This window comes from Mucilaginibacter sp. dw_454, from assembly GCF_018449775.1.
Taxonomy (GTDB): Bacteria; Bacteroidota; Bacteroidia; order Sphingobacteriales; family Sphingobacteriaceae; genus Mucilaginibacter.
Genome location: NZ_JAAVVB010000005.1, coordinates 113,771 through 135,124 on the forward strand (window position 1 = coordinate 113,771; position 21,354 = coordinate 135,124).

At 44.2% G+C, this 21,354-nt stretch carries 19 protein-coding genes and 1 tRNA gene; 5 read left to right on the plus strand and 15 right to left on the minus strand.

Annotated elements, in window-relative coordinates; all coding sequences use genetic code 11:
* The first annotated feature begins 273 nt into the window (after nucleotides 1-273).
* From HB679_RS15675 to HB679_RS15685, 3 genes are all read left to right on the plus strand, one after another.
* On the plus strand, nucleotides 274-1,722 hold the full coding sequence (locus tag HB679_RS15675; RefSeq protein ID WP_214072954.1) for a circularly permuted type 2 ATP-grasp protein: 1,449 nt from the start codon (nucleotides 274-276) through the stop codon (nucleotides 1,720-1,722).
* A 90-nt stretch (nucleotides 1,723-1,812) separates the two neighbouring features.
* On the plus strand, nucleotides 1,813-2,745 hold the full coding sequence (locus HB679_RS15680; protein ID WP_214072955.1) for an alpha-E domain-containing protein: 933 nt from the start codon (nucleotides 1,813-1,815) through the stop codon (nucleotides 2,743-2,745).
* A 104-nt stretch (nucleotides 2,746-2,849) separates the two neighbouring features.
* The gene (locus HB679_RS15685) at nucleotides 2,850-3,830 is read left to right on the plus strand and encodes a transglutaminase family protein (protein ID WP_214072956.1); all 981 of its coding nucleotides are present in this window, start codon (nucleotides 2,850-2,852) and stop codon (nucleotides 3,828-3,830) included.
* 204 nt (nucleotides 3,831-4,034) lie between these two features.
* Here HB679_RS15685 and HB679_RS15690 read toward each other — a convergent pair whose 3' ends face one another.
* The 3 genes from HB679_RS15690 to HB679_RS15700 all read right to left on the minus strand — a co-directional run bounded on the left by HB679_RS15690 (nucleotide 4,035) and on the right by HB679_RS15700 (nucleotide 6,212).
* Nucleotides 4,035-4,535, minus strand: a complete 501-nt coding sequence (locus tag HB679_RS15690; protein WP_214072957.1) for a thioredoxin-like domain-containing protein — start codon at nucleotides 4,533-4,535, stop codon at nucleotides 4,035-4,037.
* An 11-nt stretch (nucleotides 4,536-4,546) separates the two neighbouring features.
* On the minus strand, nucleotides 4,547-5,563 hold the full coding sequence (locus HB679_RS15695) for a Gfo/Idh/MocA family oxidoreductase (RefSeq protein WP_214072958.1): 1,017 nt from the start codon (nucleotides 5,561-5,563) through the stop codon (nucleotides 4,547-4,549).
* Between the two features lie 79 nt (nucleotides 5,564-5,642).
* Nucleotides 5,643-6,212 (minus strand): DUF4142 domain-containing protein, encoded by a 570-nt coding sequence (locus HB679_RS15700; RefSeq protein ID WP_214072959.1) that lies wholly within the window; start codon nucleotides 6,210-6,212, stop codon nucleotides 5,643-5,645.
* Between the two features lie 134 nt (nucleotides 6,213-6,346).
* On the opposite strand from HB679_RS15700, the gene gcvH reads away from it, so the two are divergent.
* Complete coding sequence (gcvH, locus tag HB679_RS15705; RefSeq protein ID WP_214072960.1) at nucleotides 6,347-6,727, plus strand: glycine cleavage system protein GcvH; 381 nt, start codon at nucleotides 6,347-6,349, stop codon at nucleotides 6,725-6,727.
* A gap of 64 nt (nucleotides 6,728-6,791) precedes the next feature.
* Here gcvH and HB679_RS15710 read toward each other — a convergent pair whose 3' ends face one another.
* From HB679_RS15710 to HB679_RS15735, 6 genes are all read right to left on the minus strand, one after another.
* On the minus strand, nucleotides 6,792-7,574 hold the full coding sequence (locus tag HB679_RS15710) for a DUF3050 domain-containing protein (protein ID WP_214072961.1): 783 nt from the start codon (nucleotides 7,572-7,574) through the stop codon (nucleotides 6,792-6,794).
* Nucleotides 7,575-8,083: 509 nt separating this feature from the next.
* Nucleotides 8,084-9,073 (minus strand): L-histidine N(alpha)-methyltransferase, encoded by a 990-nt coding sequence (egtD, locus tag HB679_RS15715; protein ID WP_214072962.1) that lies wholly within the window; start codon nucleotides 9,071-9,073, stop codon nucleotides 8,084-8,086.
* Nucleotides 9,074-9,094: 21 nt separating this feature from the next.
* Complete coding sequence (gene egtB / locus HB679_RS15720) at nucleotides 9,095-10,243, minus strand: ergothioneine biosynthesis protein EgtB (protein WP_214072963.1); 1,149 nt, start codon at nucleotides 10,241-10,243, stop codon at nucleotides 9,095-9,097.
* Between the two features lie 2 nt (nucleotides 10,244-10,245).
* Nucleotides 10,246-11,817, minus strand: coding sequence for an ABC transporter permease/substrate-binding protein (locus HB679_RS15725; protein ID WP_214072964.1), 1,572 nt, complete (start codon nucleotides 11,815-11,817; stop codon nucleotides 10,246-10,248).
* A complete protein-coding gene (locus HB679_RS15730; protein ID WP_214072965.1) occupies nucleotides 11,810-12,766 on the minus strand; it encodes an ATP-binding cassette domain-containing protein in 957 nt (318 codons plus the stop codon). The genes HB679_RS15725 and HB679_RS15730 overlap by 8 nt, the downstream gene beginning before the upstream one ends.
* A 6-nt stretch (nucleotides 12,767-12,772) precedes the next feature.
* On the minus strand, nucleotides 12,773-14,167 hold the full coding sequence (locus tag HB679_RS15735; protein WP_214072966.1) for a mercuric reductase: 1,395 nt from the start codon (nucleotides 14,165-14,167) through the stop codon (nucleotides 12,773-12,775).
* A 197-nt stretch (nucleotides 14,168-14,364) separates the two neighbouring features.
* Here HB679_RS15735 and HB679_RS15740 point away from each other — a divergent pair.
* Nucleotides 14,365-14,436 (plus strand) — tRNA-Glu (locus tag HB679_RS15740).
* Between the two features lie 265 nt (nucleotides 14,437-14,701).
* On the opposite strand, the gene HB679_RS15745 is transcribed toward HB679_RS15740, so the two are convergent.
* From HB679_RS15745 to HB679_RS15770, 6 genes are all read right to left on the minus strand, one after another.
* Complete coding sequence (locus HB679_RS15745; RefSeq protein ID WP_214072967.1) at nucleotides 14,702-15,391, minus strand: VIT1/CCC1 transporter family protein; 690 nt, start codon at nucleotides 15,389-15,391, stop codon at nucleotides 14,702-14,704.
* Between the two features lie 217 nt (nucleotides 15,392-15,608).
* Entirely contained in the window at nucleotides 15,609-16,616 is a 1,008-nt protein-coding gene (locus tag HB679_RS15750; protein WP_214072968.1) for a zinc-binding alcohol dehydrogenase family protein, read from the minus strand.
* Nucleotides 16,617-16,628: 12 nt separating this feature from the next.
* A complete protein-coding gene (locus tag HB679_RS15755) occupies nucleotides 16,629-17,699 on the minus strand; it encodes an endo-1,4-beta-xylanase (RefSeq protein WP_214072969.1) in 1,071 nt (356 codons plus the stop codon).
* 2 nt (nucleotides 17,700-17,701) lie between these two features.
* Entirely contained in the window at nucleotides 17,702-19,330 is a 1,629-nt protein-coding gene (locus tag HB679_RS15760; protein WP_214072970.1) for an alpha-L-fucosidase, read from the minus strand.
* A gap of 2 nt (nucleotides 19,331-19,332) precedes the next feature.
* Nucleotides 19,333-20,451 carry a Gfo/Idh/MocA family oxidoreductase gene (locus tag HB679_RS15765; protein WP_214072971.1) on the minus strand — a complete coding sequence of 373 codons (1,119 nt, stop codon included), beginning with the start codon at nucleotides 20,449-20,451 and terminating at the stop codon, nucleotides 19,333-19,335.
* Nucleotides 20,452-20,484: 33 nt separating this feature from the next.
* Nucleotides 20,485-21,345 (minus strand): sugar phosphate isomerase/epimerase family protein, encoded by an 861-nt coding sequence (locus HB679_RS15770; protein WP_214072972.1) that lies wholly within the window; start codon nucleotides 21,343-21,345, stop codon nucleotides 20,485-20,487.
* Between the last annotated feature and the right edge of the window lie 9 nt (nucleotides 21,346-21,354).

The following is a 21,354-nucleotide window of genomic DNA, read 5'->3' on the forward strand; positions in this document are numbered from 1 at the left end:
AACAAGGTTCTTGTGTGTTATATTGCTGTTCGATTAATGAAAGTTTTAAGTTCAACCAGTTTATGAACTTTTTATAATGCAGTTTTGGACAAACTTCTGCTTGTCATCGTAAGATTTGTCGATTATTTGTTTAATTAATAATAAAATTGGCAAAATAAATCATAAATAATTATAAATTATTCAAAAAAACTTGCAATTAATTCAAAAGTGTTCATATATTACGTCATTGTTGTAAAAAACAAGCTATAAAAATTATTTTAACCTCAAATTTCGATGCAAGAATCAGCCTATTTTGATAAATATTCTCCTATTGGCGGCGTTTGGGATGAAATGTACGGGGCAGATGCCAATGTACGCGAGCATTATCGCAAGGTAATTGAGTACATTTCGGGAGAGTCGGCTGATGATCTGAATAAAAAAGAAGAGCTGGCTAAACGGCTTTTCATGAGCCAGGGTATCACGTTCACGGTTTATAACAGCGGCGAAGGTATCGAAAAGATCTTTCCTTTTGACATCATTCCCCGCATTATCACTGCGGCCGAATGGGCCTTTGTAGAGAAAGGTATCAAACAGCGCCTTACCGCGCTTAACCTGTTTTTAAAAGATATCTACCATAACCAGTTTATTATTAAAGATGGCGTGGTGCCTATTGATGTGATTTACTCCTGCCCGCATTTCCTGCGCGAAATGTATCAGTTGCAGGTGCCTTATGATATTTATGTGCATATATCGGGTATCGATTTGATCCGCGATCACGACGGCACTTTTTATGTATTGGAAGACAACCTGCGTACACCATCGGGCGTGAGTTACATGCTGGAGAACCGCGAAATCACCAAACGTTTATTCCCTGATCTATTGCCGCAATGCGGCGTACGCAGTGTTACGGAGTATCCGGCTATCCTTTATAAAAACTTATTGGCGCTATCACCGAGACAAATTGCTAATCCTAATATTGTATTACTTAGCCCGGGCATTTATAACTCGGCTTATTTCGAGCACACCACCCTGGCCCGCTTAATGGGTGTTGAACTGGTTGAGGGCCGCGATCTGGTGGTAAATAATCACAAAGTGTACATGAAAACCACCATAGGCCTGCAGCAGGTCGACGTAATCTATCGCCGGGTAGACGACGAGTACCTGGACCCGCTGGTGTTTAACCCATCGAGTATGTTGGGTGTGGCTGGTATCATGGGTGCTTATCGTAAAGGAAATGTAGCCATTGTTAACGCGATAGGTAATGGTGTTGCCGACGATAAAGCGGTGTACACTTACGTGCCGGCCATGATTAAATATTACTTGAATGAGGAGCCTATTCTTAAAAATGTACCTACCTATCAACTGGGTAATGACGACGAGCGCGAGCACGTTTTCAAAAACCTGAACAACATGGTAGTAAAACGTACCAATGGCAGTGGCGGCTACGGTATGTTGATGGGCCATGCAGCGTCTGACGAAGAAATAAATGATTATAAAAAGGAGATCATCAAAGATCCCCGTAATTTCATCGCGCAGCCAACCATAAGCTTGTCGGCTGCACCTTGCTATATGCAGGGAGAGTTAAAACCAAGACGTATTGACCTGCGCCCCTACGCCTTATGCGGACCGGATGGCATTGAGATTGTTCCGGGCGGCTTAACCCGCGTAGCGTTAAAAGAAGGTTCGCTGGTGGTGAATAGCTCGCAGGGTGGCGGTAGTAAGGATACGTGGGTATTGGCGTAAATAGATGTGCAGATACGCAAATGTGCGGATGTGCAGATGAAATAAATAGTAAATCCGATATCGAACATCCGATATCCGAAATCATAAATAATGTTAAGTAGAGTAGCAGCAAGTTTATATTGGCAAAGCCGGTACATTGAGCGTAGCGACGGTATGTTGCGCATGCTTAAGATCAACTATGCTTCGTCACAGGACGCTATACAGGAGTTTACCTGGGAGCCGGTGATCAGGATCTTTGCCGGGTCGGAAGAGGAAGGTGAGGCGCTGGAGAATGACAGCCGCGCGGTATTAAAATATATGGTGATGGGTAAAAGCAACTCTAACTCGGTACTAAATATCATTACCCTGGCCCGCGAAAACGCTCGTAGCGTACAAGAGCACATCACCAAAGATTTGTGGCAATGCCTGAATGAGTATTATCATACCGTAAAGGATAGTAAGCTGGAACGCGCCCTGCAGCGCGAGGACCCGATCAGTGTGCTAGACGTATTGATTAAACAGGTAATGCTTTATTACGGAACGGTAGAGATCACTATGGAGCGTGGCGAAGGCCGCAGCTTTATGAACATTGGTAAATACCTCGAGCGCGCTATCCAGTCGGTTGATATTTTGGATACCAAATTTGGCTCTATTGATGAAAACCCGGATAGGTTAACCGATACGACTTATTGGAAACATTTATTGCTATCATTAGGCGGCTATGAATTGTATTTAAAAACCTATCGAGAAGGCTTTGAAGCCGAGAACGTGCTGGAGCAGGTAGTGTTGAATAACGATTTCCCGCGCTCGGTTATCTACTCGGTAAATAACATTCAGCGTTATTTTGAGCGATTAAAAAACGATACCAACCTGGAAGATTTCAGAGACATGACCTTTAAAATAGGCCGCCTGCAAAGCCGCATTAAATACAGCTCGGTAAAAACCATCCGTCAAGAGGGCCTGCATGCTTTCCTGACCCAGATCCGCAGTGAATTATATGGCATAGCCAATGCGTTGAATGAACATTATTTTGCGAATAGTTAACAGCCCCACCCAACCCTCCCCGGTAGGGAGGGCTTTAAAAAATTATTTTAAAGTCTCCCCTGCCGGGGGAGATTTAGAGGGGGCTTATATAAAAACATATTTTTATGCCTGAATTTGAAATACAACATATAACCCGGTATCTGTACGATGCACCTGCGCGCGACAGCGCCAACCAGATTATCCTGTTCCCGATAAAGGACGAATACCAGGATGTTTTGAAACAGGAGATTGCGATAACCGGCAACCCCATTGTTGACAAGCATATTGACTATTACGGTAACGAGGTGGGCAGCTTTACGTATAGCGACCCGCACTCGGTATTAACCATTATGTCGAAAGTATTGGTGAGCACCAAGTATCGCCCTTACCCGGTTAATGATATTTTCCCGGGCCAGCAATGGGAAGATCTGAAACCGCTGCAATACATGGTGCCTTATATCGACTTTTTGCGTCAAGAGTATTTTGAAGGTGTAGAAGAGCTGAAAGTAATAGTTGATGAGTTAAGAGGCAAAGATGAAACGCCATATCAGGTTGCCTTACGCTTTTGTGAATACGTTTACAAAAACTTTAACTACATCAAAGGCGTAACCACGGTTGAAACTACACTTGACGAAATATGGAAATTAAAAGGCGGCGTTTGCCAGGATTTTGCCCATATTTTGACGGAAATGCTGCGTCTTAAAAACATCCCTGCACGTTATGTAAGCGGCTACATTTGTACCGATAAAAACGGGATGCGCGGCGAAGGCGCTACCCATGCCTGGGCAGAAGCCTTTATTCCGGATTATGGCTGGTTAGGTATCGATCCCACCAATAACATCATCGCTAACGAGAATCATATCCGTTTGGCCGTAGGGCGTAACTTTATGGATTGCTCGCCGGTTAAAGGGGTGTACAAAGGCTCATCTGGTCACAGACTCGAAGTTTCTGTAGTAATGGACGGCGAAAAGGTAATATCCAAAGAAGAAATAGCTGCCGAAGGTGCAGCCTACACGGTTATCACACCAGCGGCCGATCATTTGGCAAAAAATAGCTATCAGCGTCACATGGAAATGATCCAGCAGCAACAACAACAGCAACAATAGCACGGCAATGTGAATATTTAAACAACTCCATAGGAGTTGAAGGTTGGTAGAAAACATGGGAAGCACACCAAGTCGTGCCATCGGTACGATATATAGGTAGCATACCTACGGCATGCATCCTTTTTTATCATTATTTCCTGCCGACCTTTCGCGCCTATGACGCGTTTGTTTTTAACTTAACTATATTGAATAGCAGTGCCTTAATTAACCTTTGGTAGCCTTAACCGCTTTAATCAGCGAATCTACACTTTCGGGTGCTTTACGGAATGTCTTTGTTAGTTTTCCTTCGTTGTCAAAAATGGCAATATAAGGCGTCGTTTCTATCTTGTAGTATTTCTGGATCAGGTAAGTATAACCTTCTGTACCCACGGTAATGTTGGGGTGTTTTTTCAGATCGAAATCTCTCACAAAATTCTTAATAGCACGGATATCATAGTTATTTGACCAGGTAATCATCATGATCTGGGCATCGCCAAACTGTTTCAATTTTTCGCGCATCTCCATGGTCAGGTGTTGGCAGTGCGGGCAATCGGGCGCAAAGTAAATCAATACCGTTTTACGATGTTTCAAATTTGCCGGCGTGGCCCAGGTACTATCAGTTTTTAAAATACGATAAGGCGGAATAGCTGCGCCCGGAGTTTCATTTTGTGCCTTGCAACTTACAACGGCTATAATTAAGCTAAAAAATAAAATCAGTTTTTTCATATGTGGTTCAATTAAGCCTCCAGCAGTTCCATTTGCCAGGCCATGTGTTCTTCAGTTATTGGATATAACGCGTTTTCACGAATAGAATGATAAACCGCGTAAAATAATTTAAAGTATTCGCCCTTTAATGAAGGCATAAACTCAATGCTTTTCTCTCCATCTATGCCAACAGTTACCAATTTGCCTTCCATGCCTGCCGGTTCTACGCCATAAGCATCATCGGTTGGCAGCATGCCTTCAATTAACTGGGCTTCTTGCACATCGCAGCGGTATTTGCTGTAGCTGCCTATGGTGCCATGTACTACAAAAGCAGGCTGTGGGTCGGCAATTAGCAATCCCGAAGTTAAATATACCACTAATCCGGCAGGATAAGTCAATCGGAAGTTTACATAATCAGGCACGACAGACAATTCACGTTGTATAGTAGTCAGTTTTTCAAACTTAAGCGGCTTGCCAAACAAGCTGATGGCTTGATCTATTAAATGCGGACCTAATTCATAAACAATGCCGTTTATAGGCGTATCCTTAGTTTCTTTAAATGGCTTTACGTTAAGTGCCGGTTTGTATCGGTCATAACGGAAGCTAACTTCGGTCAATTTACCCAGTCTGCCACTTTCAATCACTTCTTTTACCGATAGAAAATCACTATCCCAACGGCGGTTTTGGTAGCAGAATACGTGCTTGCCTACACTGCGCGCCAAATCAAACAGTTCCTTGATCTCGGCAACATTACCTGAAGCGGGTTTCTCTATCAGCACATGTTTACCGGCAGTTAGCGCTTGCTTAGCGTAATCGAAATGTGTAAAGTTGGGGGTGTTGACGATGATGAGTTCGATCCAGGCATCATTCAAAATCTCTTCGACAGCGTTATAACTAACAATGTCCGGGTAGTGCGCCGCCATTTTCTTCTGGTTACGTTCAACCACAGCTTTTAATTTAAACTGAGGATTGGTGCTCAGGAACGGGGCATGAAATACTCTGCCCGACATTCCGTAGGCCAATAAACCGGTAACTATAGGTGATGCCATGTTAGCTTGCTGTAATGCTGCGCCAAATTAGGTTTTTAGCGATGCTTATGCAAAAATAGGTTGAAATATGTAGTTCAGATTACTTGATGGTAGAATGTATGGCATCTATCAAATCCAGGTGGCGCTGTACCGTCATCAGGTGGTGATTGGCGAAAGCCTTTACCTGCGGATCATAAGCGTATTTAGCTGCGTGCTTAAATTGCGCCATAGCATTTTTATAATCATTGCTCATTTTGTCCAAATAAGCCAAATCAAAATCTTTACCTGCTTTTTGTGAAAGGGCATTAATTGGCGCTTCATTAGCCGCACTGATGGAATCTGGCAATGCAATCTTTTTTAATTTGGCCAGTGTATCTAACTTTCGGCGGCCCTTGGTTAAATCCTTTACCATCATGGCGCCAAAGTTTTTAACGCGCTTGTCTTTGCCTTTTTGTTTGGCCATATTGCCAATTTTGATCTCGATCAGGCAGGCTTCGGCCATATTGGTTACAAATTGAACATCGTCCTTACCAATAATTATAGTAGAGTTTTTAGAAGTGTCGGTAACGGCTGACGTTGTATCGTCGTCATCGCCGCTGCTATTGCTGTGGCATGCCTGTAAAGTACAGGCTGCAAATAGCGCGAGCATTAGCAGCAGTTTTTTGTTCATAACCCGGTTTTAATAAAATTGGTAACAAATCCCGTTCCGATATGGGATTTGATTTTTACTAAAAATACAGATTGTTAGCTGAATAATGCGCCGATGCGTAAACTTTTATTATTTTTGGATATAAAATTAACGATATGAACTTTCCTGCTGAATTAAAGTACACTAAAGACCACGAATGGGTTAAATTAGAAGGTAGCGTTGCTACCATAGGTATAACTGAATTTGCTCAAGGCGAATTGGGTGATATTGTTTATGTAGACATTAGTTCTGTAGGTAAAGAAGTGAGCAAAGAAGAAGTTTTTGGTACTATTGAGGCCGTTAAAACAGTATCTGATTTGTTTATGCCGGTTACCGGCACCGTTACCGAAATTAACAAAGCTTTAGACACCCAACCTGAACTGGTAAACTCAGATCCGTTTGGCGAAGGCTGGATGGTTAAAATTACCGTGAGTAACCCTGCTGATGTAGACGGCCTTTTATCTGCCGATGATTACAAAGCGCTTGTTGGTGCATAATTAGAAAACACCTTAAAATATAAAGGCTCACCATTTTGGTGAGCCTTATTTGTTTGTAAATATGTTAACTTACAGCAACGGGCTTAATAGCCTGAAGAATGCCGTCCCAAAGTAAGAGCCGCGCATTTAATGCTTCATTTACCGCCTGGGTTGCTTCTTGCCACTTCAGTTCGTCTGCACCACATAATTCGGCAGTCATGTCATATGCTAAATGTGAATGATGATCGCCATCCACTTCAATATGGCGTTCCAGGTAATATTTCAAAATATCAACTTTGCCTGATGCGCTTTTTGCGATCTCTCTAACCAACTCGATAAATATTGAAGGGATCAAGTCTTCTCTGCCAAAAGTAAACACAGCCGCAATTACGTGTGGTTTGTTGGTGGCAATCACGTCAAATGTATGTTGCACAAATGCGCTTGCAGCAGCAGGCACGTTAGGGCTGTTCAAGCATGTTGTTAAACTGTTGCCTTCGGTTAGTAAAGTAACAAATTGATCTATAGCCGCGGTGTCTGCATCCGCTTGTTGCATGGCTCTTAAGTAGAGTTCAAAATGACTGGTACGATTACCATTTTCATCTACATCGCTTTCCTCGCCGGTTACAATTTCATTAATCAGATAGCGCGTGCTGCCTTGCCCCACAGGTAACCAGGGTACAGAAGTGCAGGTAAGGTGTTGTTGTAAAGATTTAAGTAAAGACATAAAGTCCCACACTGCGTAACAGTGCTGCTGCATAAATTCCCTCAAATCTTCTACACTGCTTAAGGCTGCATAGATGGGGTGTGCTATTAATTGATTACGTTTCGCTGCGGTTGCTGCCAGTAATTCTTCTATTCTTGCATTCATTTCGTACTGCTCTTATCGGGTGGCAAAGATAAAAAATTATGTAGGCTATAGCTTCGTGAAATTATTCATGAAACGTGTAACTTATACTAAGAAAAATCGTTTACGTGTTTTCAGGATACAATAAACTGTCTTGATTATTGTACCTTAGTATTGATTAGCGTTGTAGAAAATTATGTTTAAAAGTAGATTTATCCTATTGGGCCTTGCGGTATTGTTAAGCGCAACATCATGCGGTATCTTTAAAAAAGATTGCGGTTGTCCGCATTTTGGCAAAGTAAAAACCCAGTCAAAGCCTAATGAAGCCCCGGTAGTTTACGCTGCGCGATAACTAATACTTTACATGTCAGGTAACCCCATAGGGGTTAAACGTCGGTAGAAGAACAATACACAAAAGCCCCGCTCCGTAGGTGCGGTAAGAGTGGCATACCTACGGCATGCGGGTTTTCAAATCGTTTTTGTTCTACCAACCTGTTGCTCCTATGGAGCAAACTGTCGTGTGGTTGGATTAATTATTCTGCCACCCAGATCGTATCCACAAACCATTTTTTGCTATCGAACAACCTGTTTGCGGGTTTAAAGCCGGTATTCGCCGCCATCTGGTCGGTTTGCATTACGGTGAATTTCTGTGAGATCTCCATGTAAATATATTCGTCCTTAATAAAGCGGATGGTTTCTTTACCAATGTTAACCAGCTGATCTTGTAAACTGGTCAGATAGCTTTTGCAGGCACCGGTTTCAGGATCGTACATAGCATAATGATCAAATTGGTCTATATTGAAATTGGCATCCAGCTCGCGGTTAATGCGGGTTAGCAAGTTTAAATTAAATCTTTTAGTGATACCTTGCGAATCGCTGTAAGCTGAAAGAATAGTTTTGGGATTCTTTTTCAGATCAAACCCAATCAAAACCATATCGCCCGGCGAAAGATGCTTGCGCATTTCTGCACAAAACGTGGTGGCCTCTGCAACCGGCATATTGCCGATGTTCGATCCCATAAATAAAACTACTTTACGGCGTTTAGATATCGTTGCTGCTTTTTTCAGCATTTCAAAATACTCGCCATTCAGTCCCTTCATTTTCAAGCCGGGGATAGCCAGCGGCAATTTCACCGTCAGGTAATTGATGGTATTGGTAGATATATCAATAGGCAGGTAAGTAAAATCAACGTTCTCCTGCTGCAGGTGTCTTAATAAGTAAGAAGATTTGGTGGCATCGCCAGCGCCCAGCTCAATCAGATCAAAAGCATCACCATCGCCAATAACAGCCTGGGCCAGCTCGTGCGTTTTGTTGGCGAATATATCCAGTTCGCAATCGGTTGGATAGTATTCAGGGCAATCCATCAGCTCCTGGAAAATTTTATCGCCGGCAGCATCATAAAAATACTTTGATTGCAAGCGTTTAGGCGTAGCGCGCAGCCCCTCAATAACATCCGTATAAAACGTGTCTGTTTTACTTTTGGATGCCGTCATTGATTTGGTTTGGACAGCAGTTTGATTCATATAGGTATTGGTTTGGACAAATTACTTAGCAAGCCTTATGCCAGTAAATTGCCAGCGCAGGCCAGTTTGGAAAAAATTACGATAAGTTAACCTACTATGACCGGGCGAAGTAACTTCTGAAGCGCCACGCAGCACTTTCTGGTTCACCATAAATTTACCGTTATACTCGCCTATCGCGCCGGCAGCTTTGGTAAAACCCGGGTATGGCAGGTAGGAGCTTTCGGTCCACTCCCAGGCCTTGCCCCATTCAAATTGCGGCGCGGCGGCTTCCCATTCAAACTCGGTAGGCAGGCGCAGGCCCTTCCAGCTGGCGTAGGCATATGCTTCAAAGTAGCTTATATGACAGACTGGCTCGTTTGGCCGAAACGGTTCCAAGCCATGATAAGTGTAAACGTGCCATTTATCATCCAACAAATGCCAATACATGGGCGATTCCACCCGGTTGGTCTTTACCCAATCCCAACCCTCGGCATGCCAGTGGCGGAAGTCATGATACCCATCGGCATTAATAAACTCCAGGTACTCGGCATTGGTTACCAGGTTTGGGCTGATCTGGTAGCTATTTAAATACACCTTGTGGCGGTTTAGCTCATTGTCAAAACAAAAACCTTCGCCGCTAAAGCCTATCTCGTAAACACCTTCGTCCATTTTAATAAAACCGGCATCGCTATGATTAACTTTTGGCGATACATAGTTTTTATCATAAGCTGGCATCAGCGGGTTATTGCCTAAGATGTATTTGATATCGGTATATAATAATTCCTGGTGCTGTTCTTCGTGGTTAAGGCCAAGGATCAACAACTCGCGTACATCTGCAGAAGGCTCCTGGCATAAAAAATCGGCCATGGCATTGTCCACATATTCGCGGTAGCGGTAAATGTCGATCACGGTTGGCCGGCTCAAGTTGCCGCGATCGGTGCGGACTACCCGTGTCCCTACTGCTTCATAATAGCTGTTAAATACAAAGTTGTAGTTGGTATCAAACTCCTGGTAACCCATAAAATAAGGCTTCAGGATAAAAGTTTCGAAAAACCAGGTGGTGTGCCCAATATGCCATTTCGGCGGACTCACATCAACCACCGGCTGCACCACATAGTCTTCGGTTTGCAGGTGGCTGCAAATGGCTTCGGTATATTTTCTGACTTTGAAATAGCGATCTAATAACTCCATTACTATTTGGTTTGCAGGTATTGTTTTAAGTTGGTTATAGTTTTAACACCAAGCTGCGCGGCTTGTTTTCTGCGCATCATCAAAGCGTACGCGTTATTAAACCCAATAGGTTGTAACCATTTGATCTGGTAGCGTTTTTCAAATTCAGATTTTACGTAGTCATAAGTCTTTTCCTTATTGCCGGTCACCGCATCAATTTGTTGTTGCGATGGTTGTAAAATAGCCAGCAAGCCCGTGCCGGTATATTCCGGATACAGATCTATCTGGTTGTTGGCCATGGCATCAAAACAAATTTTAGTGCCACCCAGTCCGGTTTTGGTCGCTACATCATAATCAGTGTTTCCTTTGATCAGCATGCTGTACATGCCGGCCAAAATGTACTGCTCGCCAAAAATTTTGGAGCCGATGCGCACAATGCCTGCGCTGCCGCCACGGTCTGGTTTGAATAAGTTGTGTGCCACCAAAAAATCTTTAGCTACCCGCTCGGGGCTTTGGTGAAGATAGTCGGTGCGATAGTTTAAGTCGGTCATCACGCTATCATTTATTTTGCCGGCCAGTAAATTTAACGTCGATTCCAGTTGCGGGAATTTTTTGAGCGCATCGTCCCGCACAATCGGTGCGGCATAATATGGCGGGAAGATCTTTTTATCATCCTCTAAAACCACCAAATCGTAAGCTTTTAAGCGCCCATCGGTTGAGTAGCCGCTGATGACATCCAGCTCTTTTTCAAAAGCCGCTTTGTACATTACCGCATCGCTGATCACAATGGTATGGATCTTCAAACCGTATTTGCTTTGCAAGCCCAGATTGCCGTCTTGCCTGCCCATAAATTCGGGTGTAAAACCGGCGGTCAATTTGCTGCCATAAGCCGTGGGGATAAAGTAAAAGCAAGCCATAATCACCAAAATCGCAGGCAATACTTTAGCCGCAACTTTTAATTTTTTAAGGTTAAGATGCTGCAACAGCGAGAGCAGGAAATCAAACAAAATAGCCAGCAAGGCGGCCGGAATAGCCCCCGCCAAAATCATATTGGTATTGTTGAGGGAGATGCCGCCGAAAATAAACTCGCCTAAGCCACCCGCGGCAATGTACGACGCCAATGTTGCCACGCCCACATTAATGACCGTAGCGGTACGGATACCGGCCAATATCACCGGCATAGCCAACGGCAGCTCAACTTTAAATAGCAATTGCCATTTACTCATGCCCATAGCCACGGCGGCTTCTTTGACACTGTCGTCGACTCCTGTTATACCGGTAAAGGTATTTCTGATGATGGGCAATAAAGCATACAGCAGTAAAGCCACAATAGCTGGCTTGGGTCCAATACCCAATAGCGGGATCATAAAACCTAATAAGGCGATGCTAGGGATAGTCTGCAACACACCAGCAATACCCAATACCGGACCTGAAAACTTTTTCCGGCGTGCAATGAAAATGCCTAAGGGCAGACCCACCAAAACCGCAATAATGAGCGAAATAAATGTCAACCCGATATGCTGCAGGGTTTGCGTGAGCAGCTTGTCGCTTTGCTGGGCCATGAACTGCCAGAGGGTTTGTTGCTGCTCATTCATGCGCGTGCCGTTTTTTGTATTGATAAAATGCCGACATTAAGTCTTCAAAACCAAGGTCAGTCTTTTTCTTGTTTTGGTCGATGATATGCAGATTCTCTGTCTTAGAAAACTTGAACCCTTCCAACACATGCCATAAAGAAACATCGGCAGCTAACGATTCGCCATGCAATTCAAAAACGCCTTCGGTAGCGACTAAATCTTTGAGTTTTATCGCCTTAAATTCCAACTGCAAACGCTGATCTTTCAAAAAATCCCGCACAAAATCATTTTCCGGTTTAAACAACAGCTCGGCAGGTGTGCCATTCTGCACAATTTTGCCCTTATCCATCAAACAGATCCTATCGCCCAGCTCAAATGCTTCCTGCACGTCATGCGTCACCATGATGATGGTTTTGCGTTTCAGCTCATCCAATGCTTTAAACTCTTGCTGAATTTTTGAGCGGGTTACGGTGTCCAAGGCACCAAAGGGTTCGTCCATTAATAGCACCGCCGGGTCGGTAACTAATGCCCTTGCTAAACCGACGCGCTGCTGCTGACCGCCGCTGAGCTCGTTAGGATAAGCGCTCAGGTATTTCTTATCGAGATGCAGTTTTTCCAATAATTCGCTAACGCGATGTTCGGTTTGCTTTTTGTCCCATTTTAGGAGTTGGGGTACAATAGCGATATTCTCGGCCACTGTATAGTGCGGAAAAAGTCCGTTGTTTTGCAACACATAACCAATGCCGCGGCGTAGGATCTCAGGCTGCTGGTCCAGAATGTTTTGGCCGTTGATGAAGACCTTGCCACGATCGGGTTCGATCAGCCGGTTGATCATTTTAAGCGTCGTGGTTTTGCCACAGCCGCTGGTGCCCAGCAAGATCAGGTTCTCACCCTCAGCCACCTCGAACGAGATGTCATCGACAGCCTTAGTTTTATTAAACGACTTGCTTAAATGGTCAACCTTTATCATAGGGGATCAATCTTCAACACGCATAAATAAATTATTGAGCGACTCTGAATACAAGGGATGCGCAAATACGCAATACCTGATCCGGTCGTAAGTAATACCACCCTCTATAGCCATTTGCAATACCGACATGATCTCGCCGCCCTCCTGGCCCAATATGGCCGCGCCCAAAATCTTTTTAGTTTTCCGGTCGACAATGGCTTTCATGAAGCCACGCGTATCGCCGGTTTCGACCGCCCTTGCCACATGTGCCATGGGTAACTTGGCTACAATGTAATCCAGCTTTTGCTCCTTAGCCTCCTGCTCACTAATGCCGACGCGACCCAGTTGCGGATCGGTAAACATGCAGTAAGGTATTGGGCGGTCGGCAGTGGTGTAATTATGTTTTTCTATGAGGTTACGGTACACGATGGTATAATCGTTATAGGCAATGTGGGTAAATGCAGGTCCGCCGGTAACATCGCCCAAAGCATAAATACCTTTAACGTTGGTCTCAAGCTTGCCATTTACTTTGATGTAGCCTTTATCATCTAACTTCACGCCGGTTTTATCCAGGCCTAAAGTATCTGTGTTGGGTATACGACCAACAGCCACCAGCACGTGGCTGAATTTCTCTTTCTTCTCGTGCCCCGCATTTTTGATCGTAGCGGTGATCTTGCCTTTTTTGCCTTGCTTAAACTTAACTGCTTGCGATCCGGTTTGGATATTGATATCCTCCAAAGCCAGGATCTTGCGCACCTCAATCGAAATATCCTCATCCTCTCGCCTAAGTAAACGTGCTGATTTTTCCAGTATAGTTACCTTGCTGCCAAACCTTCTGAACATCTGCCCAAACTCTAACCCAATATAATTACCGCCGATTACCAGCAGGTTATCAGGCACTTTATCCAGTTCTAATATGGAGGTCGAGGTTAGATAATCTATATCGTTCAAACCCTCAATTTCGGGAATAAAAGTTTTGGTGCCTACGTTCAGAAAGATCCAGTCGGCTTTTAATAATTTTGCGCCGCTACCGTCTTTAAGCGCTACGGATATGGTTTTAACATCAGTAAATACTGCCTCGCCAAAAATTACATCAAGGTTTGGCGTTTCTTCGGCGTTTTTGGTGCCACCATTGCGGGCGTGGATGACGATGTCGTCCTTGCGCTTTTTAATGGTCGCCATATCCACCTTAAAGTTTTTGATGGTGACACCCAGGGCCGCGCTATTGGCTGCCATATAAGCCATTTTAGCCGATGCCACCCAGGTTTTGGTAGGTGTACAGCCATCATTAACACAGGTGCCTCCTATCCATCGTTTTTCAATCAATGCGGTTTTTTTGCCGGCTTGGGCCAGTTTTTTGGCTAAGGGTAACCCCGCCTGGCCTGCGCCTATTATTATTGCATCGTATTGTTTTGGCTTCATAAATAGCGGCTGTGGTGTTTATATAAAGATAAATGTTATTAACTGCTTTATAATGCCTGAGACCGCTTTTTGTTTGCTTTTATAGGGCGAATTGTCTGCCGAAAATCAGCATAAATATTTTTTTTAAAGATTTTTTTAATATTAGCATTAAAGGTATATCTTTGCAATCCCAAAATAAGGGAAACCATTTCAAAAATGGCCCGTTCGTCTAGGGGTTAGGACAGGAGATTTTCATTCTTCAAACAGGGGTTCGATTCCCCTACGGGCTACTAAAGGAAACAAACGATATCGTTTGTTTCCTTTTTTTATACCCATAAATATTTGGCGCACGATTGGTTAAGACCAAATCCTATTTAGTTCGATATTTTCCGATAAAATTTGGCGATCCCCCCTTTTGCGGCAGTGCAAAAGATTTCAGGCTATATATTGAAGGGACGGTTTCATATCAACCGGCTTGAATATAATATTGGACCGGACAATTCCATTGATAAAAAGGTGGAGATTGTGACCTGACGATCTTGTTGGAATAAATAGTTATTTCCCGTTGATCAGTCTAGCCATTAAAAATGCTGCACCGGCAGCAAGGGTTCCGATCACCACCACTTTCAGAGCACCACTGAAGGCCGGTTGACCGGTCATCTTACTTTTAAAATAACCAAATATGAAAAGGCAGATGAGGGTAATGATACAGGAATAATAAAGCGCCGTATGCGCATCTCTGACAAAGAAATATGGCGACAAGGGTATGATCCCCCCAACGATATAGGATATCCCTATAGTGATGGCGCTTTTGGTAGCGCGGTTGGGATGCGGTTCTTCCAGGCCAAGTTCATAACGCATCATGAAGTCAACCCATTTATCCTTATCCTTTGCCATTTCCTCGGCAATTTGAGTCTGCAGGTTCTCCGATAAACCAAATCCGGCAAAAACTTCTTTGACCTCTGCTTTTTCCTGTTCAGGAACACGCTCCACCTCATTGTACTCCCGTTGAAGTTCGGAGCGATAATGGTCTGCTTCCGTTCGTCCGGCCAAAAAACCGCCAAGCCCCATGGCAATGGAACCAGCCACAATTTCTGCTATCCCGGCGGTAACAACCAATCCCGAAGAGCTGACCGCCCCGCTTAGTCCTGCCGCCAGCGCAAATGGTACCGTTAAGCCGTCAGACATACCGATAACTATATCCCTGATGGTTTCTGAGCTGGTAACGTGTTGTTCGTGATGCATGGTTGAATTAAATAAATCGGATGAGTTTGCTTATCACAGACTTTTCTACAAATCGCAAAAATATATCTCCATTATGTAGGCATTCTGAAGTTAGGCACTTTTTTCGAGATAAAAGACAATTTGTAATTTGTTTAATTATCAATCGTTTACATTTAAAACATAAGCATGATCTCCATGTAGTAGAGTCATGACAGTTCCTAAAAAAACAAAAGAACTACTAAAGCTCAACTATAGCCTTAATAACTTTGGTTTGTGGGTCAAGCCAGCTTTTGAAATCTCTGGTTACTTCATCAAATTTTACCCTGTGTGTAATGTAATTAGAGGGATCAACCAATTTGTTTTTCATGGCTGATATTACATGATCAAAATCCTCGCGCGTGGCATTTCGGCTGCTCATCAATGTTGCTTCTCTTTTATGAAATTCTGGATGGCTAAAGCTTATCTCGCCTTTCTGTAAACCAATTAAAACAAATCGTGCTCCATGCGCCATATATTGAAATGCATTGTTAATGGCTTTTTGGCTGCCGGTAGCATCTATGATAACTGTGGGCATATCTCCGCCTGTAATTGCTTGCAAACGTGCAGTAACATTGTCTTTAAGAGCGTTGATGGTATGATCAACTTTTAATTTTTCTTTGCAAAAGTCTAGCCGTTGTTCGTTAATGTCTAAAGCTATTACTTTACCACCCGCTATGCGGGCAAACTCCATAGTGCCTAACCCGATCGGGCCTGCACCGACAATTAACACAAATTCACCTTTTGTAATAGCAGCGCGTCGAACGCCATGGGCCCCAATTGCAAGTGGTTCAACTAACGCCAACTCATCTAAACTTAAACCTTGTGCCGGTAATACCAATCGTGTAGGAACCTGTATAAATTCTGCCATGCCGCCGTCGGTGTGTACACCGAGTACTTGAATGTTTGAGCAGCAATTGGGTTTACCCATGCGGCAGGCCAGGCAGGTCTGGCAATTGATATATGGAATGACGGTGACGATGTCACCCGATTGAAAATCGCTGGTAGAAATTACTATCTCGGCAGCCAATTCATGACCCAATACCCTTGGATAATTGAAGTAAGGTTGCGTTCCCTCGAAAGCATGAAGATCAGTACCGCAAATGCCTATTCGACGGACCCTTAAAAGGGTGTTGCCTTCTGATGGTTCGGGCTTTAGACGATCTGCATATATCAGCTTTCCGGGTTCTTCGCAAATAAGTGTTTTCATGACATCTATTTTTTAAAACTGCGTAACTTTCCAATATGCAGCTTTCGGTTTTAAAGATTGGTCAAAAAGAAGAGGATAGTTTTTTCGCCCGGGTACGGGAAAGTTATTCAGCCAGGAAGACCGGTCGGAAAGATTCCAGAAAGTAACGCCAGTCAGTTCTTTTTTAAACTCCCTAAAAACTTCAAACACTCGTTGGTATTGCTCCGCCTGGCGCTGCTCTGCGGCAGCTGCGGGTATTCGTTCGTCATTGCTTGTAAAGACCGAAATGTCCAACTCGGTTATTTGCACCTGAAGTCCCAATGAGGCGTATTTTTTTATTGTTGCAATTAAGTTTTCGGTTGATGGCTTATTTAGCGACCAATGTGCCTGCAACCCGACGGCATTAATGGGTACTCCGTCAGCTAACAACTGTTTAAGGAGTCGGTAAATTCGTTCCCTTTTTTGGGGCTGTTCGGTATTGTAATCATTGTAAAACAAAATAGCATCGGGGTCGGCTTCGTGTGCATATTGAAATGCTTTTGCAATAAAGTCCTCTCCGCATATCTGGTACCACAAAGAGTTTCGCAAGAGTTGGCTGTCATCGTCAGCCACAGCCTCATTTACCACGTCCCAGGCATATATTTTGCCTTTATAACGACCAACAACCTGGTAAATATGATCTTTCAGCCGTTGCAGTAATACTGTTTTACTAACCAGCTTTCCATTTCCGTCGTAAAAAAACCATTTGGGTGTTTGGTTGTGCCAACATAAGTTATGCCCCCTTATTTTCAAATGGTGTTGCTGGGCAAAGTTGACAATCAAATCGGCATCCCGCCAGTTGTAACGACCCTCTTCCGGGTGTATAGGCCCCATTTTCATGGCATTTTCGGGTGTTAGGCTATTAAACTCTTGCAGAATTAACGCAGTCTGCGCCGAGTCTTTTAATTGATTAGCGCTAACGGCTACTCCTATGGGGAAATACTGCTGATAATAATCTTTAAGCCCCTTTGAAGAATAAGGCTGTTGTGCTGCTGCATTTATAGTAATAACGAGTATTAGAACACCCGTCAGTAACACCCGGGTGCCGATAGCATCTTGCCTCATTTTTAGCTTTCTATTTTTAGCACAAAGGCGCTTTTGCCGGGTGCCTGGTCCGGTAAATTTACGGTTAATCCGGCAGAATTTTGCCCGAAATCTAAGGTCTGTCCATGACCCAATAAACTCACCTTTTGTACCTTGGCTGTTGTGTTGGTATTGAGTGTTTTTATAAGCGTAGTTTTGTCGGTGGGCCAACCCAATAGGGTGGCATAAAGCGTTTTGCCATTGGTAACAAAGCGCATATCCGCCGCTCCGAAAGGTTTGCCTTTGCCCTCATTAAAACCTTGCGCACTTAGCGGCGCCGTTGATTCCATGGCCGGGCCTTCGCCGTAAACTTTCCATGGCCGGGTGCCGTAAATACTTTCGCTGTTTATTTGCATCCATGCGGCAATCTCTTCAACTACAGCGCGTTCTTTGTCATCAATAGTGCCATCGCCACGCACCGGGATATTTAACATCAGGTTACCATTTTTGCTCACTACATCAATCAACGTATGTATCACAGTTTTGGCGCTTTTATATTGATTATGATCGTAAATGCGACGGTCATAATGCCAGCCGCCAATGCAGGTATCAGTTTGCCAGGGTTGTGCCTCAATCTGGTTGCTTTGGCCGCGTTCAATATCCCACACCATACATTTACGTTGTTGCTCGTCCAATATTTTGCCAAAAACTACCGCATCCAACTTGCCGTGTTTTTTAATATTGGTATTATATAGATGAGCGGCAATGCGTAAACCAACATCACTGGCGGGCCATAGTGGCAAAGCGGTATCATCAAAATAAACAAACTCCGGCCCGTATTTATCAATTAACGCTACGGTGCGGTTATAAAACTTTTCGCAATAAGCTTTTGATGGCGGGGTTACGCCATTGCCCCAGTTCCACTGGCGATGGATCATGCCATCGTCTAAACTGTTTTGGCTTAGGGGATGGTTCTGCGCGTACAGATCTTGCGGGTCTTCGCCATCCCACCATTTACCGGTGCCGTCAGCTGCAGTAGCTTTCCCGTCATAAGATATCCCGGCTAAGGGGCCATTCTTATCTGCCCGCTGCGCGGTTTCCATCCAGCTCCAGGCATGGGCGGCATGAACACTTACGCCAAATCTTAAATCGTGTTGTTTCGCTGCTTTGGCCCAACCGCCTACCAGGTCTTTTTTGGGACCCATGCGGGTCGAGTTCCATTTTTGATATTTGCTGTCATACAGATCAAAATTATCGTGGTGATTTGCCAGCGCCATGAAATATTTTGCTCCTGCTTTTTTATATAAACCAAGCAGTTCTTGCGGGTCCCAGTTTTCTGCTTTCCACTCATGGATAACATCTTTAAAACCAAATTTTGAAGGATGTCCGTACTTTTCGCAATGGTATTTGTATTGATCGCTGCCTTCCTGGTACATTCCTCGTGCATACCAGTCACCCCGTTCGGGTTGGCACTGCGGCCCCCAATGCGCCCACATGCCAAACTTTGCATCGCGGAACCAATCTGGTACTTGATATTGGGTTAACGAATCCCAGGTGGGCTGAAAAGGTCCGGCTGCGTAAGGTGCTTTTAATAGTCGGCCTGCATAACTTTTTGAAAGATATAAAGATGACACGCCGGCGGCTATGCCTTTTATTAAAGTTCTTCTTTCCATAATTACTTGTTTGTTAAGGTGAAATCAGGAAGACTGATTTTTTTACCGCCATCCATGGCCGACTCATGCGCCAAAATACCTACGCAGGTAATGTTAGCCGACTGCCGTGCATTAGGGAATGGCTGGCGGCTATTTACCAATGCTGATACAAATTCATTCACTAAATGCGGATGCGAACCGCCATGGCCCGAACCCTGGATAAAGGATAAATGCTGATTACTATTAGCATCATAAACCCCGCCGGTGGTAAAGGCCTGGATCTCTTTAGGTAACAGATGCGCATAATCTGGTATCGTCACTTTTTCAGGAGTTTCGCCGGTATGGATTACAGATTGTTCATGCTCAACTAATGTCCACTCAAAGGTTTTTTTGGAACCGTATACGTCGAAGCTCTCGCGGTATTGTCTTGCGGTGTTGAAAAGCGATCGTGTTACTTCAGCAGCCAAATCAGAATCTTTAAACTTGATGTGACAACTCTCAACAGCAAATGGGGAACCATATTTACCAATCAGGGTTTCATCAATGCGCCCGGAGCCAAAGCAGGACACATACTCGGCATCGGCTTTAGCCAAAGCCAAAACAGGGCCTACGCAATGTGTTGCGTAATGCATCGGCGGCAGGCCTTCCCAGTAGCCCGGCCAACCTGCCATTTCTTGCTGGTGCGAGGCTCTTAAAAATTGAAGTCGACCCAGTTCGCCATTTTCATACAGTTCTTTTACAAATAAAAATTCGCGACTGTAAATCACGGTTTCCATCATCATGTAGGTTAGGCCGGTTTCTTTCACTGCTTCTACAATCTGGCGACATTCTTCAACCGTGGTAGCCATGGGCACAGTGCAGGCTACATGCTTGCCCGCACGCAAGGCTTTGATAGATTGCTCGGCATGGTTTTGGATTGGAGTGTTGATATGTACTGCGTCGACATCAGGATCTTGCAATAATTCGTCATAATCAGTGTAACGTTTTTCAATACCGAAAGCATCGCCTACCTGGTGCAGCTTAGTATGGTCGCGCTGGCAAATGGCATACATATTTGCATTTGGATGATGCTGATAAATTGGGATAAATTCTGCCCCGAAACCTAAGCCAACTATGGCTACGTTAATTTTTTTATTTTCCATACTTGTAATAAATGCTGTTTGATATTTTGAGGGCTATTGCGCCCAATGTTTTAAAAATGCTAATCCTTCCGAAGCGAATTTATCCTGGCTCGAAGCCAGCGGATGCCAGATACAAACAGCCTGGGCTAATTCCTTGTTGTCAGGTGTGAAGCTCTCTATTGACACCGTTCCTTTATAGTTTATCGCTTCCAGCCCGCGGCGGTAGGCCGCCCAGTTTGTTTGGCCTGTTCCCGGTGTCCCACGGTAATTTTCGGCAACCTGTACATGAATCAGTTTATCGCCGGCTAGTTTTATCGCTTCCTCAATGTTCGGCTCCTCAATATTCATGTGGAAACCATCTAGAATTATTTTAGCAGCCGGGTGATCAATCTCGTCTACCAAACGCACCACGTCCCAGGCGGTATTCACTAAATCAGATTCAAAACGGTTTAAAGGTTCTAACGCTATCTCCAAATTCTGTTCGGCGGCCATATCGCAAACCTTGCGTAGGTTTTTAACAGCAAGGGCCCATTCTGCTTTACGCTGTTCTGGCGGCACCATACGCGCCTTTCCAACTGCCGAATACATTGGCCCTGCAAAAAACTTAGTGTCCCATAAAGCACATAGATCAAGGCAGTCAGCTATGTACTTAAAGCATATTTCATGAATGGCGGGGTCCTCATTGGTCAAATCGCGGGTTGGTCCAAATGCGCCGCACACAATAGCCTTAAGACCATATTTGGCAAGTGCTTTTTTTACCGCATGGCCATCAATTAATGCGGGGTCTTCGATAGCTATCTCAACTACATCAAAGCCCATTGCAGCAATTTTGGGAAATAGTTCTTCTATTGACGATGTTTGAAATGGCGACGTAAATAGCCAGGTGCTTACACCGAATTTTATTGGTAATGACATTTTTGATTT